General features: G+C 24.6%; 15 protein-coding genes. 1 reads left to right on the top strand and 14 read right to left on the bottom strand.

What is annotated here, in order from left to right:
- The first annotated feature begins 167 nt into the window (after positions 1–167).
- Positions 168–776, top strand: a complete 609-nt coding sequence (locus tag ATCC9714_RS08710) for a YitT family protein (protein ID WP_021121256.1) — start codon at positions 168–170, stop codon at positions 774–776.
- A 40-nt stretch (positions 777–816) separates the two neighbouring features.
- Here ATCC9714_RS08710 and ATCC9714_RS17725 read toward each other — a convergent pair whose 3' ends face one another.
- The 14 genes from ATCC9714_RS17725 to ATCC9714_RS08775 form a co-directional block, all read right to left on the bottom strand.
- Complete coding sequence (locus ATCC9714_RS17725; RefSeq protein ID WP_021129643.1) at positions 817–948, bottom strand: hypothetical protein; 132 nt, start codon at positions 946–948, stop codon at positions 817–819.
- Between the two features lie 157 nt (positions 949–1,105).
- On the bottom strand, positions 1,106–3,523 hold the full coding sequence (gene recQ, locus ATCC9714_RS08715) for a DNA helicase RecQ (protein ID WP_057574321.1): 2,418 nt from the start codon (positions 3,521–3,523) through the stop codon (positions 1,106–1,108).
- A gap of 133 nt (positions 3,524–3,656) precedes the next feature.
- The gene (cspD, locus tag ATCC9714_RS08720) at positions 3,657–3,857 is read right to left on the bottom strand and encodes a cold-shock protein CspD (RefSeq protein WP_021121202.1); all 201 of its coding nucleotides are present in this window, start codon (positions 3,855–3,857) and stop codon (positions 3,657–3,659) included.
- Positions 3,858–3,990: 133 nt separating this feature from the next.
- Entirely contained in the window at positions 3,991–7,221 is a 3,231-nt protein-coding gene (locus tag ATCC9714_RS08725) for a DEAD/DEAH box helicase (protein WP_057574267.1), read from the bottom strand.
- Between the two features lie 130 nt (positions 7,222–7,351).
- Positions 7,352–8,110, bottom strand: coding sequence for an alpha/beta hydrolase (locus tag ATCC9714_RS08730; RefSeq protein WP_021129639.1), 759 nt, complete (start codon positions 8,108–8,110; stop codon positions 7,352–7,354).
- Positions 8,111–8,263: 153 nt separating this feature from the next.
- Positions 8,264–8,794, bottom strand: a complete 531-nt coding sequence (locus ATCC9714_RS08735) for an ECF transporter S component (RefSeq protein WP_021121183.1) — start codon at positions 8,792–8,794, stop codon at positions 8,264–8,266.
- Positions 8,795–8,811: 17 nt separating this feature from the next.
- The gene (locus tag ATCC9714_RS08740) at positions 8,812–9,954 is read right to left on the bottom strand and encodes a pyridoxal-phosphate-dependent aminotransferase family protein (RefSeq protein ID WP_057545051.1); all 1,143 of its coding nucleotides are present in this window, start codon (positions 9,952–9,954) and stop codon (positions 8,812–8,814) included.
- A gap of 287 nt (positions 9,955–10,241) precedes the next feature.
- A complete protein-coding gene (locus tag ATCC9714_RS08745; RefSeq protein ID WP_054631555.1) occupies positions 10,242–11,123 on the bottom strand; it encodes a fascin domain-containing protein in 882 nt (293 codons plus the stop codon).
- Between the two features lie 121 nt (positions 11,124–11,244).
- Positions 11,245–11,481, bottom strand: coding sequence for a YgjV family protein (locus ATCC9714_RS08750; protein WP_021121252.1), 237 nt, complete (start codon positions 11,479–11,481; stop codon positions 11,245–11,247).
- A 65-nt stretch (positions 11,482–11,546) separates the two neighbouring features.
- Positions 11,547–12,221, bottom strand: a complete 675-nt coding sequence (locus ATCC9714_RS08755; RefSeq protein ID WP_057574266.1) for a polysaccharide deacetylase family protein — start codon at positions 12,219–12,221, stop codon at positions 11,547–11,549.
- Positions 12,222–12,304: 83 nt separating this feature from the next.
- Positions 12,305–13,624 (bottom strand): sensor histidine kinase, encoded by a 1,320-nt coding sequence (locus ATCC9714_RS08760; protein ID WP_192922898.1) that lies wholly within the window; start codon positions 13,622–13,624, stop codon positions 12,305–12,307.
- A 137-nt stretch (positions 13,625–13,761) separates the two neighbouring features.
- Positions 13,762–14,820 carry a YkvI family membrane protein gene (locus ATCC9714_RS08765; RefSeq protein ID WP_155485686.1) on the bottom strand — a complete coding sequence of 353 codons (1,059 nt, stop codon included), beginning with the start codon at positions 14,818–14,820 and terminating at the stop codon, positions 13,762–13,764.
- A gap of 154 nt (positions 14,821–14,974) precedes the next feature.
- Positions 14,975–16,216 carry a peptidase U32 family protein gene (locus ATCC9714_RS08770; protein WP_055328680.1) on the bottom strand — a complete coding sequence of 414 codons (1,242 nt, stop codon included), beginning with the start codon at positions 16,214–16,216 and terminating at the stop codon, positions 14,975–14,977.
- Positions 16,217–16,432: 216 nt separating this feature from the next.
- A complete protein-coding gene (locus tag ATCC9714_RS08775; protein WP_057574265.1) occupies positions 16,433–17,446 on the bottom strand; it encodes a GIY-YIG nuclease family protein in 1,014 nt (337 codons plus the stop codon).
- Positions 17,447–17,461: the final 15 nt, after the last annotated feature.

Below are 17,461 nucleotides of genomic sequence, written 5' to 3' on the forward strand. Positions count from 1 at the left end.
AATCACTAAGTTCTAGCTAGATCAAATAATACTCGTTTAAAAAAACAAAAAAACAGTTGCAAAAATCCGTCTTTTTTCGTATAATATTAAGTTTGGTTTTTTGATGTATACAAATATAATTTTCTTATATATAATAGTAATAAATCAAGAAAAAAGGAAGGGATATTATGGCCAGGCGGCGATCAGTAAAGCAAATTATATTAGTATTAATAGGTTCTTTAATACTATCATTTGGGTTATATAATTTTAACTACCAAAATAATATTACAGAAGGTGGAGTGTTAGGATTTTTACTACTGTTAAAAAATATATTCGATATAAAACTTTCTCTTGCAAATCTTATTATAGACATTGTATTACTTTTAGTTGGATATAAGTTTTTTGGGAAAAAATTTATAAAGTATTCTATACTCGCTACAATAAGTTTCTCATTATCTTATAGTTTTTTTGAAAGTATCGGACCTATTATACCTAAGTTCGACAATCTAGTACTAGGAAGCATAGTTGCTGGTTTATTTGTAGGGCTAGGCTCAGGACTAGTAGTTAGAGCAGGAGGTGCAGCTGGTGGAGATGATGCTTTAGCATTAGTAATTTCTAAGACTACATCTTTAAAGATTGGTAAAATTTATATGATTACTGATTTTTTTGTTTTAGGATTATCTTTAGTTTATTTATCTTTATCACAAATAGCCTTATCTTTAATAGCTGTAAGCGTAAGTGGTAAAGTTGTTGATTTTGTTTATTCTTACAAAAACAAAGAACTTGCAAAAATTTAATAAAAAGAATTGAAAAAAATACTATGGCTAAGCCATAGTATTATCTTTTATTTTCAAAAATAGTTTTTGTTGTATCTAATTCCTTAGCTATACATCTTTGACTATTAACTCTTTCTAGTGCTAATATTTGTCTTGAAACTCCATTTAATAATACTGTTAATTTTTTAAACATATTCAAAATCCCCTTTCAATTTACATATTGTATACAATATACTGTATAACATTTTCAGGGAAATGTCAATTATATTTTCCTAAAAAAATAAAATTTATATATTCAAAATTGTTGAATTTTTTTAAAATAAAAAAATACAATCAATTTTGATTGTATTTTATAAAGAATAATATTTTTTTAATATAACTGAACGTATTGATTCATAACGTATATAATCTGGCAAATTCTTTTTTATAATACTTATTTTATCTATACCTTGTGATTCACAAACATTTATTATTAATTCTTCTTCCTCTTTTGTAAAATATTTATTTAAATTAATTTCAAAATCAATTGACTTTCCTTCTTTTAGCATATCTGAAATATAACCTAATATCGTAGAAATTGATACTTCTAATTCATTAGATACATTTTCTAGGCTTTCACCATCTTTTAACATGTCTATAGCAATTTCTTCATTGCTTCTACTATCTCCATCGATTATTAGTTTTAATCTCTTTTTATAAACCCAGTTAGGGTCAATTTCTTTTTCTTTTACATATTTTACTACTTCTTCTAAAATTCTACTCCCATATTTTTCAACTTTGACAGGTCCAAAACCACTAATGTCCTTTAATTGTTCATCTGTAATTGGATATCTACCACTAATCTCTTTTAAAGAGTTTTTTGATATTATCATTGGTGGTAATACTTTTTCTTTACTAGCTATATCACTTCTAATATCATATAATATATTGTATAAATCTTTATCTGTGGTAATTTCCATAAAATCAATTTCATTTGTATCTACAGTTTTATTTATATTGTTTTCGTCAACATATTTACTTATAATACTTTCAAAAACTTTTCCATACTTAGCATACTTAATTTCACCTACACCAGATATATTTAGCATAGAATTTCTATTTGTAGGATATTTACTAGCCATAATTCTAAGTGTTCCATCTCCAAAAATCATGTATGGTGCAATTTTTTCTTCATTAGCTATTTTAAATCTAGCTTCTCTTAAAATTTCGTAAAGTTCATTAGAGACTTCTAGATTTTTAGAAACCTTACTTTCCTTAAATTCTACTTTTATATCTCCTTTTATAATTTTCATAGAGCTTTCATTTAATTTTATAGTTGGATATGTTCCATCTATAGAATCTATAAATCCATGAGAAATTAATGTATTGATAAAAGTTTTTAGTTCCTCTTGTGAATAATCTTTCATTATCCCATATGTAGATAATTTATCAAATCCAAACTGTAACACTTTTTTATTTTTAGATCCTCTCAATACATCTATTATCATAGTTATTCCAAAACTTCTTTTCATCCTAGCTATACATGATATAACTTTCTGTGCATCAAGAGTTTTATCAATCAACTCTCCTGTATCTAAACAATTACTACAATTATTACAATTGCCTTCAAATTCTTCTCCAAAGTAATTAATTATACTTTTTCTATAACAATCATTACTATATATTATATCTAACATTTCTCGCAGTTTTTTATATTGTAGATTTTTTCTATCTGGATTTTCACTTCCTAATTCAATCAAATATTTTTGTATATGAACATCACCTGGAGCAAATAATAATACACATTCACTTTTTTCACCATCTCTACCAGCTCTACCTATCTCTTGATAATAGTTTTCTATACTCTGAGGCATATTATAATGTATAACATATCTAATATTTGGTTTATCTATACCCATTCCAAAGGCATTTGTAGCAACCATTATACTTACGTTGTCTTTTGTAAAAGCTTCTTGATTTAATCTTCTTTCCTCAATTCCTAAGCCAGCATGATATTTAGAAGCACTATATCCTCTTTTAATTAGTCCTTCATAAATTTTATCTACTTCTTTTCTTGTTGCAGTATAGATTATACCACTTTCACTTTTATGATTTTCTAAATAAGATAGTAAATACTTATTTTTGCTAGAAGATTTTTCTATCTTAATATTAAGATTTTCACGATTAAACCCAGTTATAAACAATTTAGGATTGTCTAATGTTAATAACCTTATGATATCTTCTCTAACTTCAATAGAAGCAGTTGCTGTAAATGCAGTTACAATAGGCCTAGACTCTAAGCTATTTATAAAACTAGAAATTTTTCTATAACTTACTCTAAAATCATGTCCCCATTGCGATACACAGTGAGCTTCATCTATAGCAATTTGGCTTATAGTTTTATATCTTATTATACTTGTAAATTCATAAGAATCTAATCTTTCTGGAGCTATATATATGATTTTATATTCGTCTTCTTTTATTCCATTTATTACCTTGTTAAAATCTAAACTAGATAAAGAACTATTTATTAAAGTAGCATTAATTCCCATAGATTTTAAAGTATCTACTTGGTCCTTCATTAAAGATATAAGAGGTGAAATAACTATTGTTATACCATTTAACATAAGTGCTGGAATTTGATAACAAATAGATTTTCCCCCACCAGTTGGCATTATTGCTAATATGTCATTTCCATTTAAAATGTTATTTATTATTTCTTCTTGACCTTTTCTAAATGTTGTATATCCATAATATTTTTTCAATATATCTAATGATTTTAAATTCATTTTATCAACTCCTAATGAATAAAAATTGTATATTTTAAGAGACGTTATTCTCATAACAAAAGTTTTCAAAAACAAGAAAACTCCTTAAATATGCAAGCATACTTAAGGAGTGTTATATACTATATTATATAAATTATGCTAAAGTAACGTTAGCAGCTTGAGGTCCTCTAGCACCTTCAACTATTTCAAAGTTAACAGCTTGACCTTCTTCTAATGATTTGTATCCATCTCTTTGTATAGCTGAGAAATGTACGAATACGTCATCTCCACCTTCTACAGATATAAATCCAAATCCTTTTTCATTGTTAAACCATTTTACTATTCCTTGTTTCATTATGGAATCCTCCTAAAAATTAAAGCACAATCTTTCAGCACTTCTTTACTATTTACTATAATAATAGCATATATATTTGTTAAATACAAGCGTTTTACCAAATAATTGTTTAAAATATTGATTAATTAGTAGTTTAGTTGCTTATGAGATTAATTAATTCTTCTTTAGATAACATTTTTATTAAACTTTCGTTTTTAAAATCTTCACTTATTATGCTTTGAATAAGCTCTTTCTTGTCTTCTTGAAGTTTTAATATATTTTCTTCTATACTTCCTTTAGCTATTAATTTAATAACTTCTACTACATTCTTTTGCCCATATCTATGAGCTCTATCTGTCGCTTGATTTTCAATAGCAGGATTCCACCATGGGTCAAAATGAATAACTACATCTGCAGATGTAAGATTTAACCCAGTTCCACCTGCTTTTAATGAAATTAAAAAGACTCTTATATTTTCATTTTTATTAAACTTATCTACCAAATCAACTCTCTCTTTTGGATTTGTTTTACCATCTAAATAAAAGTATTGTATATTTTCCTTTTGTAATTCATTACCTATATTTTGTAATACTGATGTAAATTGAGAGAATATAAGTATTTTATGATTATTTTGTATATTATCTTTTACTATTTCATTTAAAACATTTATTTTACCACTATCACCTTTATAATTATCTACTTTTATAGCTGGATCTAAGCAAAGTTGTCTAAGAGTTGTTAAATATGAAAGAATTGTAATTTTATCTTTATCAAAGTCAGTTGATTTCATTTTTTCTTTTATATCTTCCACGTATGTTTTATATACTTTCTTTTGTTCTTCTGACATTTCTATAAAGAATTTCGTTTCAATTTTGTCAGGAAGTTGCGATAAAACTTCTTTCTTCAATCTTCTTAGCATAAATGGTTGTATTTGTTTCTTTAAATTACATAAACTTTCTTGATTCTTTATGAATTTTTCTTGAAACTTATTTTTTGAGTATAAGTATCCAGGCATAATAAAATCAAATATAGACCAAAGCTCTAATAAATTATTTTCAATAGGCGTTCCTGTAAGAGCAAATTTAACTTTAGCATTAACTTGTTTTACAGCTTCTGAATTTTGTGAATATGGATTTTTTATATTTTGAGCTTCATCTATTATACAATAATCAAATGTAAAATTTTGTAATTGATTAAAGTCATTTTTTAAAATTGTATAAGTTGTCAAAATAACATCTTTACTTTCAATTTGTTTTAATAGTTCTTTTCTTTCATTTTTATTCCCATGTAAAACTAAAACATCTAAATCTGGTGCAAAAGTTTCAAATTCATTTTTCCAGTTATATATAAGAGAAGTAGGTGCTACTACTAAGCTTTTCTTACCTTTTTCTGAAAGTAAAAAAGATATAGTTTGAATAGTTTTTCCTAATCCCATTTCATCAGCTAATATCCCTCCAAATTCCATGTAGCTTAGAGTTTTTAACCATTTAAGACCCTGTAATTGGTATTCTCTTAAATTTGCATTTAGTTCTTTAGGAGCATCTATATTTACTTTACTTATAGTCTCAAATTTTTTTGATATTTCATTTATTTTTTCTAAACCTTCAATAAAATTAAACTCATTTTCTTCAATAAAGTTTTTTAAGTATAAAGAATTCTCATTTCCTAAATTATAAGAAACCTCATTTATATTATTATTCTCATTAATATTTATATCATTTTCTACTTTTCTATCTTTAACATCTTCAACTAATTCTAAGAATTTAACCATTTTTTCTTCTTCTAAATCTATATAACTTCCACTATTTAACTTATAGTATTTTCTTTTATTTCTTAGAGCAGACAGTATATTTTCTATTTCTGATTTTTCTACATCATCTATATTAAAGTTAAATTCTAAGTAATTTTGTTTATTTAAATTAAAACTTGCTTTTATATCACTACTTTTATAAACTTTAACTTTTTTTAGTTTATCTGAATAATATATTTCTCCGAATTTCTTAAGTTCATAAATTTTTTCTTTAAAAAACTCATAAAGTTCATCGGGGCTAAGTTTACAGATAAGTTTCTCTCCAGATCTTTCAAATCCATATGAGCAAACTATATATTCTATTTCATTTTCTTTTTTAAAGTTTCTTATTATATAACCCTTATTATTATTTTCATTGTCATCTTTATATATATAATCAAGAAAACAAGTTATACCATGATTTGATTTATCAAAATAAAAATTAACATCTAAATTATTTCTTATTTGATTTTCTAAAGTTTCATCAAATCTTATATTGTTAGATGCCCTTTTAAGTACAGGTAAAAGACCATTTAATAATCCATCTACATCCTCATTTTTAAATTCTATTTTTTCATTCTCACATAAAACATCATAAAAAGGTATATAATTATAGCATTGTTTATCTGAGATAAGATATATAATATTATTGAAAAATAGTATATCACCCTTATCATTTAATTTTATAATTTTATTACTATTAGATTGCAGCATTAATTTATTTTCTGATTCACTTATAAAGAAATCTAAGTCTATATCATCATGTTTTACAATGCTTGAAATATCTGTATTATCATAGGTAAATAAAATTTCCTTATTTACTAACGTAGATAATAATTTTTTTAGTCCACTTTCATGTATGTTTAAATATTTTCCATCTATAAGTTTAATGTCATTTTTTGATTCTTTATATATCTTTTGATCTATATTTATATATTCTTCCATTAAATTTACAATTGCTTCATCTTCTTTAGAAAAGTAATCATTTATAGGGTTGTATTCAAAGTCTTTTCCGTATTTTATATTATTTTTTTCTTTTCTTGAATATATAAATTCAGGAATACTTTTTAATACATACATTCTTTCATTACCAATTTTAAAGCTAACTTGATAATAGGTCCCTATATTACCCTTTTTTTGAGAAAGATACACATCTATATTTATTTTTCTACTTTTGGTCAATCTTTCCTTTGCAAGACGAATAATTTGTTTAGATGGATCTAGTTCTTTTTCCTTTTTCTTTTTATCTTGTTTCTGTTTTTTTATTTGTTTTTGTAACATATCTATATAAAGCAGAAAAGTTGCTACATTGTGTTTGCATATAAAATTTGAGTTTTCCCCTTCATTGTTTATAAAATCTATGCAATTGCATCTAGCCTTTATTATTTTCTTTCTTTTCAAATCTATTTCAAGTGATGTATAGTAAATTTCGTTTGAGAAATCTGCACCTATTATTCCATCAATTGTAAGTATACCATTTTGTATTTGTGGAGTAACTTGATCTACTATTCCTTTTTTATAGTAAGTATAACCTCTAGCCCACATAGACTTTGTTGTACTTTCCATTACTACATCTATTAATTCTTTAAGTTGCAACTTTCTCACCTCTCATTTTTTGGCATCTTTTTATTATAGCATATTTATTTAACTTATTTGTAAAAATAATTTTTTACTAAAATAAAATAAAAACAATGAGTGCTATCTCATAAGATATCACTCATTGTTTTTATTTTATTTCAGCTTTATTCTGATAATTGCTTTTTATAAATTCTAAAATCTGTTCAAATACCTCTTCGTGTTTTGGCCCTAAAGTTAAGCTATGTGTCCCCTTTTCTATCCATACGAGTTCTTTATTTTTGCTTGCGATTCCATTGTATAATGCGTATGCACTTTCTTTTTTAACTTGAGAATCATTTTTATCTTGTATTATCAATGTATCTGAATTTATACCTTTTAAACAACTACTTGCAGCCCTAGACGCAAGATACAATTGATAGACTGAATGTATAGGAAATACATTATAATTTAACTTATATTTTCTATAATCATCATCAATATAGTTGTTTGTACTTTTCCATTCAGTATACTTTTTAAAATATTTTAAAATGCCCGTATATTTTACCCATCTATTATTAGGTTTAAGTGCACACGCTAAACATATAAGTTTATCTACATGGTAGTTAGATGCTAACATTAAAGCTAAAAGACCTCCCATAGAATGTCCTATTACAACTACTTCTTCACATTCAAATAATAACTCTTCATATGCCTTTTCAACATCATTATACCAATCTATATAAGATACTTTTAGAAGTTCGTCATGATTAGTTCCATGTCCACTTAAAAGAATAGAATAAACTGTATATCCATTGTTATTTAAAAATTTAGCTAATGGATACATCTCTGCTGGCGTACTAGTAAATCCATGTATTAATAAACATCCAATTTCATTTCCAGCTAACTTATATGATTTTTTAAAATCCACGCTATCTCATCTCCCCTAATAACTCTCAAAATAATTACCAATTTATATATATAATTTATTTGATTTCTAAAATTAACCTTTTTATAAGTATATCATTTATTAGGTTTTCTTACAATTTGAAATAGCCTGTGTAATTTTTTACACAGGCTAAATTTATTTAATGTATTTTTTTAATATTTTAGCTATAGGAACACCTATAACAATCCCAATTATTATTTGAGTTATGTTTCCTGGAATAGATGCTAGTGCTTGAATTTGATTTCCATACAAAATCAGTTCAGTTACAAAATATCCAAAAATCATCCATACTCCTGATACAATTATAGCTATGATATTTGTAAAAATATTATTCCCTTTTTTTCTATTTGACCAAGCAATAGTTCCTATTATATATCCCATAATACCTCTAATTATAAAAGTAAATGGTGCCCAAATTACCCACTCTGATAGTAAATCAAATAAACCCATGCCAAAGGCTCCTGCAAAAGCTCCTTTTTTCTTTCCAAATACTATTGCAGATATAAATAACATAGTATTTCCTAAATGAACTAAACCCCCATTAGATGTTATGGGTAATCTTATATTTATAAATCTTGTAGCAACAAATACTAATGCTATAAGTAAAGAGGTTTCTACCAAATCTATTGTTCTAATTTTTTGATTATTTTTATTTAGAGCTTCCATTTTGCAATCTCCCCCCTCTATTTATAGTTTTTATTAAACAATTCAACCAAACACCCATTTCCAATAAATCCTAATTTACTTAAACTTATATCTAGTATATTTAATATATATATTAATCTTTCTAGTCGTGCATTTTCACCCATATGTCCAATTCTTAAAATTTTATCTTTATACTCACCTAATGATGTTCCTATTATAATATTATATTGTTTCCTTATGTACTCGCTTAAATTTAAAGCTCCTATATTTTCAGGTACTAAAACTCCAGTTACAGTATTTGAATAATCTGAGTCTAAAAATAATTCTAGACCATACTCTATAAGTGCTTTTCTAAGTGCAATAGCAATTTTATTGTGTCTATTTAAAACATTAGTTACACCCTCATCTAGTATATTATCTATTGCAACATTCAAGCTTAAAATATCACTAATTGGCATTGTATAAGGAAATTCCTTTATTTCATAATAATTTTCCCAAATTTTAAGATTACAGTAAAATCCCATAACATTACTTTTTCTATTTTTTATACATTCTTTAGCTTTTTCACTTATTCCAACAATAGTTAATCCAGGTTGAGCTGATATTGCTTTTTGAGAAGCTCCTAGAATAATATCTATTTTCCATTCATCAACTAAAAGTTCTTCTCCTACCATGGCAGAAACAGAATCAACTACAGTAATTATTTCGTATTTATTTAACATTGTGCAAATATCTTTTATATTATTTAAAACTCCTGTTGGAGTATCACAGTGAACTATCGTTGCATATTTAAAATCACTATCCTGTTCTAAAAATTCCCTAAGTTTACTTGTGTCTACACCATTTTTATAAGAACCTCTAAAAAAAACTACTTCTCCCCCATACATTTTAACAAAGTCTGAAAACCCATTTCCAAATATTCCATTATCTATTACTAATACTCTATCTCCTTTTTCTGTTAGTGATGCACATGCAGCTTCTAACCCTAATATTCCTTCACCATTTAATATGTATATATCATTTTTTGTATTTATTATTTTCCCAATTTTATCACAAGTACTCTTATAAAATTCAACAAAGTCTCCATCTACATCTGGATTTGTTGTTATACTTGATCTAACCTGTCTAACATTTTCTTTTATATTACTTGGGCCTGGCATATAAGTTATTTTACTATTCATAAATAATCACTCCCTTTTAAATATCTACACTTAAATTTTATATGATTTTTTTATTTAATGATACACTTTGAATTTATTTAGTCTTTGTATCCATACAATAATTATTAAAATTAAACTTCATAAAAAAATAGATGCATATACATGCATCTATTTTCAGGGTTAATGTTTTGTTTTTAGGGTTGTAATATTAATTATTCGGGAGGTATTTATCCTTTAATTAAATACTACTATTTGCTTATGAATTTCATATGAACTTAATATGAATAATTCTAAAATTTAAAAAAGTATTAATATGGATTTGTAGACATGTAAATATTAAACTTAGAACTATCAGATATTTCTTTAGTATCTGCAATTAAGTATTTATCTATATCTCTAACTCTTACTATATATTCATCTGGAGTTTTTAAGATAATTGTATCTCCACTTAAATTTTCACCCAAAAATCTACTAGCTTCTTCTAACTCTTTTGTATCTGCAATTAAAAGCCTATCATCTTTAACTCTTACATAATATCCACCTTTTGTCTGAATTACATAACTATTATCTAAAAATTGAAGAATAGTAAATTCTTCATTTACAGTTTGATTAAATTCAGTTGCAGCTAAATAACTACCTCCACCATTTATAGCCGTTACAAATCTTTGTTGCGATAATGAAATTATTACAATATTATCGTAAGCTATTTTAGTTACTTCTTTTATTTTAAATTTAGTTCTTTCATTTTCAGTTTTAGCTTTAGCATCTAAAATATTATCCTCATTAACCTGTATATAATCATTATTTTCAGTTTGTAAAGTAACTTCTTTATCATTTATTATATTTAATTTAAATTTAGTAGCATCATATTTATTCGTTTCTACTGCAAAAAGTTTTTTAGTCTTATAGTCTAATTTAACATAATATCCTTCCTCTGTTTGTATTAAAAATTTTCCATCCAAGTGTTTTAGTATAAATCTATCTGAAAGTTCTACAGTGTCTATTTTGGCTGCTAATTCATTAAACTCGCCATCAACAGATACGTACTTTTCATTAAAATTAGACTTTATAGTAATTAGCTTATTTTTTTTATCAGTTATATCTCTTACGGCACTTTTATAGGTATCTTTTTCTATAACTCCACTTTTATATAAGTATTTAAGATACATTAAATGCATGTTATTATTCAACCGAAATCCCCCCCTTATATGTCTTAATATAATCTATGTTGATAATTTAAATTTGTAGTATGTCCATAAGTTATTACTTGTTAACTAAAAAATAGTTCAAAATAAATTTTCTTATTTTGAACTATTTGAATTCTTTAATACCTTTTAACTTGTATAAATTATAAATATTTATTAAAATAATGACTGCATTAGCTATAGCAACAGGGTATGCATAAACTTTAACACCATATATAATAAATAAAAAACATCCTATAGAATTTATTATTCTAAGTCTTATAATAGATGTCATCATTAATGATATAGCTATTATAATAGATGCTAAGTATCCAACATACTCAATATAATCTACACTAAACATTTTTATTATCTCCTTTTTTTATTATTACATTTAGTGTATCGTTTTTTTATCTTAATATTCATAGTTTAAATATGAATATAGTCTTTATTAAGATAGTCTTTAAACTCTTTGATTTCTAATCTGATTTTAGGTATACAAATATATTCTGGATATTTTTCACTTTCTTCCAAGTATATTATAATAAAATTATTAGTTATATAAAATTTTTGATTTTCACTGATTCCTTCAAAACCACTTTCTGTATGAAAAAGTAAATTTTTATTTTTTATATAATTATTTATAAGCTTTTTATAGTCTACGCTTCTTATAAATAAATCCTTTAGCTTTAATTCTTTTCCTTCTAATATATCCCAGTTATAACTTTTTAAAAAAAATTTTTTATTGAATCCTTTAGTAATTATAAATATTTCAACAAGTATACTTATTGTATTTTTTTCATTATATGTTACAAAAAACTGAGTATACCCTTCAACCTGATATTTAAAAGCTTTTTCTTTATAAATTTCTTCATGTTCTAATGCAATCTTTTCTAGTAATTCTTTAAATTTTATCGCATCATTATATATTTTGTTATTAATGTTTTGTATATTATATATTTTATAATCTTTATTATATAGAGATTCGCTAGATATATTTATTTGAGGATAGTTAATATCGTATTTTATCAACTCACTATTTTTTGTAAATTTATTTTCAAAAAAACAAAATTTTTTTTCTCTATATTCACAGGTTTTATACATAATAATCCTCCTAAAAAAATAGGTTTTATTTTAAATCTATGATAATTATTACGTTTTATTGAATAAAAAAAGTATAGTAAAAACTATACTTTTTTTATATGGCATGGAACCTTTATATTAAACTCAGTTTCAATGTCATCACTATACACTTCTATAGTACAATTATATGATTCTAAAATTCGTTTTATAGAATATAGTCCATACCCTCTATTTTTTCCTTTTGAAGAATACCCAAGTTCAAAAATTTTATTTAAATCTTCTATTTTTCTTCCATTATTTTTAATAGATATATTGTGATAATCTTCTTCTTTATAAACATCAACATGTATGTATTTATAATCATCCTTGCTTTTTTTTAATTCATCTATTGCATTATCAATTATATTTAATAAAATAGCACTTAATTCAGAATCTGAAAGTTCAACTTCTTCTAATAAACTATCTATACATGAAGTTAACTGAATATCATATTTTAAAGCTCTTCTATTTTTTGTATTTAAAACAGCATCTATACATGAATTACCTGTACTAAAATAATTAAATCCACTAGTATCATCGGTTGAAAGACCTAGTATATAGTTTTTTGCATCTTCATTTTTTCCACTAGTAACTTGCATCAATATAACTTGTAAATGATTCATATAGTCATGTCTTTGAAGTCTAAGAACATCTACTGTATCTTCCATTTGTTTTAAGTTATTTTGTATCAAATTTATTTCCATATCATTTAAAATTCTCTTTTTATTATAATTTATAAGTATTAACATTAGTGCTATTAATATTAGTATAAATGAACAAGTTAAAAATAATATTAAAAACTGTTCGGTATCAAATTTTAAATTCCTATTTTTATATATAAGTAACACAACAATTCCAATTATAATTATAATAAATGAACTAATATAAAATACCAATCTTTCTACTTGTTTACTTCTATATAATTTACTATTATTATCTATCTCTTTCAAAAACTTCTTATACCTAAATAATCTTATAATTATAAACATTACACATATAGGAATGTAATAAACTAATATCTTTAGTACTTGATTTTTTAATATAAAATCTAAGTTAACTCCCATTAAATTTATAAATAATATTGATGTCATCTCTAAAAAAAGTAACATTGTCATGGTTATAATAGTAGCTATACAACATCTAAGAATACTTGATTTTGAATATATATATATCATTGCAGCTACTACTATATTTGAAATTATGGAGTTTAATCCTATTGGAGTAATATTTCTTATAAAAAAACATATAATTGCATATATTACCCCCATATAAAATATATCTCTTTTTCTTATATTTTTTTCTATAATTATACTCAATCCACTAAATATTACTATTCCCTCTGGTATTGCCATGAAAATAAGTTCTTTCAAGTTAATTTTTGACACCTCCCCCTTTATTATTAATGTTAACATATTTTTAACAACACTTCTATATTTCAGCAAAACATTATATAATTTGATAAATTTTAATATATGTATAATAACTTGTTTTGAATTTCATATAAATAAAAAAAGAAGATTAACTATCTTCTTTTTAAAATTATAGATAAAATTATTAAAACTCCTATTGATCCTGATATAGGATACATAAAATTAACTAGATATGAAAAAGGCAAATTGCCAGCTAAAATTCCTAAAATCGTACAACTAACTGCCATTATATTAAATTTCTTAGATTTTTCCATATAACAACTACTGCATACATTCCATAATAATGGAACTGCTGTTGTATATATTCCACCTATTAAAATTAGTGAAAATAGGTTTCCAACAATAGGAGAAATTTGTTTAGCCATATATAAAGTAGGTATTTCCTTATTATATACATTTGATAAATCAGATAAAAGTGCCAGGTTTATAGCCATTGCCGATATTACAAGTATTGATCCTCCAATTATCCCAGCATATCTACATCCTCTTATACTTTTTGCAGTTTTTCCTGCTCCTACTAAAAAAGGTGCTGCAAATATTATATTTAATCCGCTATATACTAAAGATGATAAAACCCAGCTGTTTATAGGTTTTATTAAATTCAAAGAGTTTACAGTGTAATTTAGGTTATCTAAGTTTGTATAGTTATTAGTTATAGTTATTATACTTACAACAATTGCAACTATAGCTATCATAGGACCTATATTACCTAATATTTCTAAAACTTTATTAATACCCATTATAACTGATACCATAGAAATTAGTGCTAATAAAATGCACCCTACAGTCTTATTAATTCCATAGTATTCATTTATAGTTGCTCCAGCCCCTGATATCATTACTACAAAACTACATAATGAAAAAACAGGAATTATTATTTTAAATATGTTGCCTATAAAATCTCCAAATAAATAAACAAAGATATCATTACTGTATTTTAGACTAACGGATTTTCCTATTTCAAATAATTTAGTTCCACAGTACGCCATTATTATTAAACATAAAATTCCTAATAATATACTTTTGCTCCCATGTGATGAAAAAAATTGTAATATCTCTTGTCCAGTAGCAAATCCAGAGCCTATACATACAGATATATAAGCTCCAGATAACAATATAACTTCTTTTGTATTTTTAAAAATTTCAATCACTCCTATATATTAATAATTTAATTCTTTATTAATAATATATAAGACAAAGTTAATACATATTACTTTTATTTAAAGTTATGATATAGACTTAATTTTCTATTAATTTATTTCTAATAAAAAAATCTGGAAATTTTAAAAAATTCCCAGATTTTTTTTATAATACATTTATTGATGTTATAGGCTTTCTAAGCATATAATTTTCTTCTACCTCAATATCTAATTTCATTTTTACTATTTGCTTAGCATGAGGTGCTGATTCAATTGGCTCACCATCTTCATTATACATTTCTAAAATAGTTGCATACATAGTCTCTTTATACGGTCCTATTATTTCTATCTCATCTCCAACAAACATTCTATTTCTTTGTTCTACTATAACTAAATCATTTTCTTTATCATGACCTCTGACAACACCTATAAAATCATAATTTCTAACATATGAAGCAGATTCGTAATTTTGATCTTTAGTAGATGTCTTTCCTAAGTAAAAACCAGTACTAAAATGTCTATGACTACCTTTTTTTAATTCTTCTAACCACATAGGATTAAACTTCCAATTTTCTGGATCTTTTATATATTCATCTATTGCCATTCTATATGCTCTTACAGTAGTTGCAACATAATAAGCAGTTTTCATTCTTCCTTCTATTTTAAAACTATTTATCCCACTTTCTATAATTTGAGGGACATACTCTATCATGCACATATCTTTCGTATTAAAGAAAAATTCTGAATCTATATCATCTAATACTTTTTCATAATCTCCATTTTCATTTTCTTCAACTAAAGTATATTTCCATCTACATGATTGAGCACAAGCTCCTCTATTTGCATCTCTCCCTGTAGTATAATTACTAATTACACACTTTCCTGAATATGACATACACATAGCTCCATGTATAAAAGCTTCTATATCCATATCTTTAGGACTGTTTTCTCTTATTTCTTGTATCTCTTTAAAAGATAATTCTCTTGCCATAACAACTCTTTTAGCTCCTTGATTATACCAAAAAGTTGCTGAAGCAGCATTAGTTGTACTAGCTTGAGTACTTATATGTATTTCCATATTAGGTAAAACTCTTCTTACTACACTAAATACTCCTGGATCACTTACTATAACAGCGTCAACACCTATTTCATCTAATTCTTTTAAATAAGCTTCTAACTGTTCAAACTCTTCATTTCTAGGTATTATATTAACAGTAACAAATACTTGCTTACCTCTTTCATGAGCAAATTTTACGCCTTCTGCCATATCTTCTTTATTAAAGTTTTTAGCAGCAGATCTCATTCCAAATATTTCTCCTCCTATATATACAGCATCTGCTCCATATATAAAAGCTGTTTTTAGTCTCTCTAAATCACCTGCTGGTGCTAATAATTCTATCTTTTGCATAGTTTCTCCTTTATTAAGATGTTTTATCTAAAATACCCTCTTTAAAATTAGTTTCTATATACTTATCTTTAAAGAGGGTTGCTATTATTTTATTATGATATTTTTTCAAATCTTTTTATACCCATAATTAAAATTAAATAATCAATTTATTATATAATATGTTGAAACTATTTAATTATATCAAAGTGTTCATATAAAATCTAGTTTAGATTTAGCTTAATATTTTAATAACAGTCTATTTATTTGTTTGATATCTAATTTATCCGCTTGAAAAAATTTACATTCACTTTTAGTATTTAAATAATTATATATTATTTTTGATAAGTCTATATCATCTTTTATTAAACATAAATTTTCTTTATTAAATTTTTTTAAATCTAAATAACTTAAATTTAGATTATCTTTTGCTATGATTTTAGAATATATTTTCTCTATTCCTTCAAATATATATAATTTAATTAAATTTTCATCAATTTTAATACTACATATAGTAAATTTTTTATTTTTAATAAAGTTTATAACCCTAGTTCTATTTATGAGACTTTTAATATTTTCAATATCTTCTTTATATTTTAATGCTTTTTCAAAATTTAGTTTTTCAGTCTCTTTTTCCATTTTAGTTATCAATCTTTCTATTATTTCTAAATTATAACCATTCAAAGTGTCTATAAGTTTTTTTATAGCCAAGCTATATTCTTCTATATTTTCTTTTCTACATGGTTCTAGACAAATACCTATATCGCCTTTTATACATCCTTTTAAGCTTTGTATACCTTTGCATTGTCTTATTTTAAAATGATTAGATAATATTTTAGCGATATTATCTAATTTTTTAATATGACAATACGGTCCAAAATATAAACCATTATCTGTCTTTTCCATAGAACATTCTAATAATGGATATTCCTCATTAATATTTAACTTTAAATATGCATATGCTCTATCATTTTTTAGTAGTGTATTATACATTGGATTAAACTTTTTTATTAAATCACATTCAAGTAATAATGCATCTAACTCTGTATCAGTTTTTACAATTTCTATATCATCAATAAACTTGACCATTCTTACAATCTTTTTTGAAGGTGCATAAGAAGGCATAAAATATTGAGTTACACGATTTTTTAAACATTTAGACTTCCCTATATATATAATATTTTTATATTTATCTTTCATAATGTAAACTCCAGGAGTTTGAGGTAAAAATTTTAATTTTTCTTTTATATTCATACTCTCACCTTTATA

It is taken from the genome of Paraclostridium sordellii (assembly GCF_000953675.1).
Lineage (GTDB): Bacteria > Bacillota > Clostridia > Peptostreptococcales > Peptostreptococcaceae > Paraclostridium > Paraclostridium sordellii.

Bases quoted from the DNA above. Each gene is read 5' to 3' on its own strand.
- ATCC9714_RS08710 (WP_021121256.1), top strand. From the start codon at position 168: ATGGCCAGGCGGCGATCAGTAAAGCAAATTATATTAGTATTAATAGGT.
- ATCC9714_RS17725 (WP_021129643.1), bottom strand. From the start codon at position 948: ATGTTTAAAAAATTAACAGTATTATTAAATGGAGTTTCAAGACAAATA.
- recQ (WP_057574321.1), bottom strand. From the start codon at position 3,523: ATGAATTTAAAATCATTAGATATATTGAAAAAATATTATGGATATACA.
- cspD (WP_021121202.1), bottom strand. From the start codon at position 3,857: ATGAAACAAGGAATAGTAAAATGGTTTAACAATGAAAAAGGATTTGGA.
- ATCC9714_RS08735 (WP_021121183.1), bottom strand. From the start codon at position 8,794: ATGGAAGCTCTAAATAAAAATAATCAAAAAATTAGAACAATAGATTTG.
- ATCC9714_RS08740 (WP_057545051.1), bottom strand. From the start codon at position 9,954: ATGAATAGTAAAATAACTTATATGCCAGGCCCAAGTAATATAAAAGAA.
- ATCC9714_RS08750 (WP_021121252.1), bottom strand. From the start codon at position 11,481: ATGTTTAGTGTAGATTATATTGAGTATGTTGGATACTTAGCATCTATT.
- ATCC9714_RS08755 (WP_057574266.1), bottom strand. From the start codon at position 12,221: ATGTATAAAACCTGTGAATATAGAGAAAAAAAATTTTGTTTTTTTGAA.
- ATCC9714_RS08770 (WP_055328680.1), bottom strand. From the start codon at position 16,216: ATGCAAAAGATAGAATTATTAGCACCAGCAGGTGATTTAGAGAGACTA.
- ATCC9714_RS08775 (WP_057574265.1), bottom strand. From the start codon at position 17,446: ATGAATATAAAAGAAAAATTAAAATTTTTACCTCAAACTCCTGGAGTT.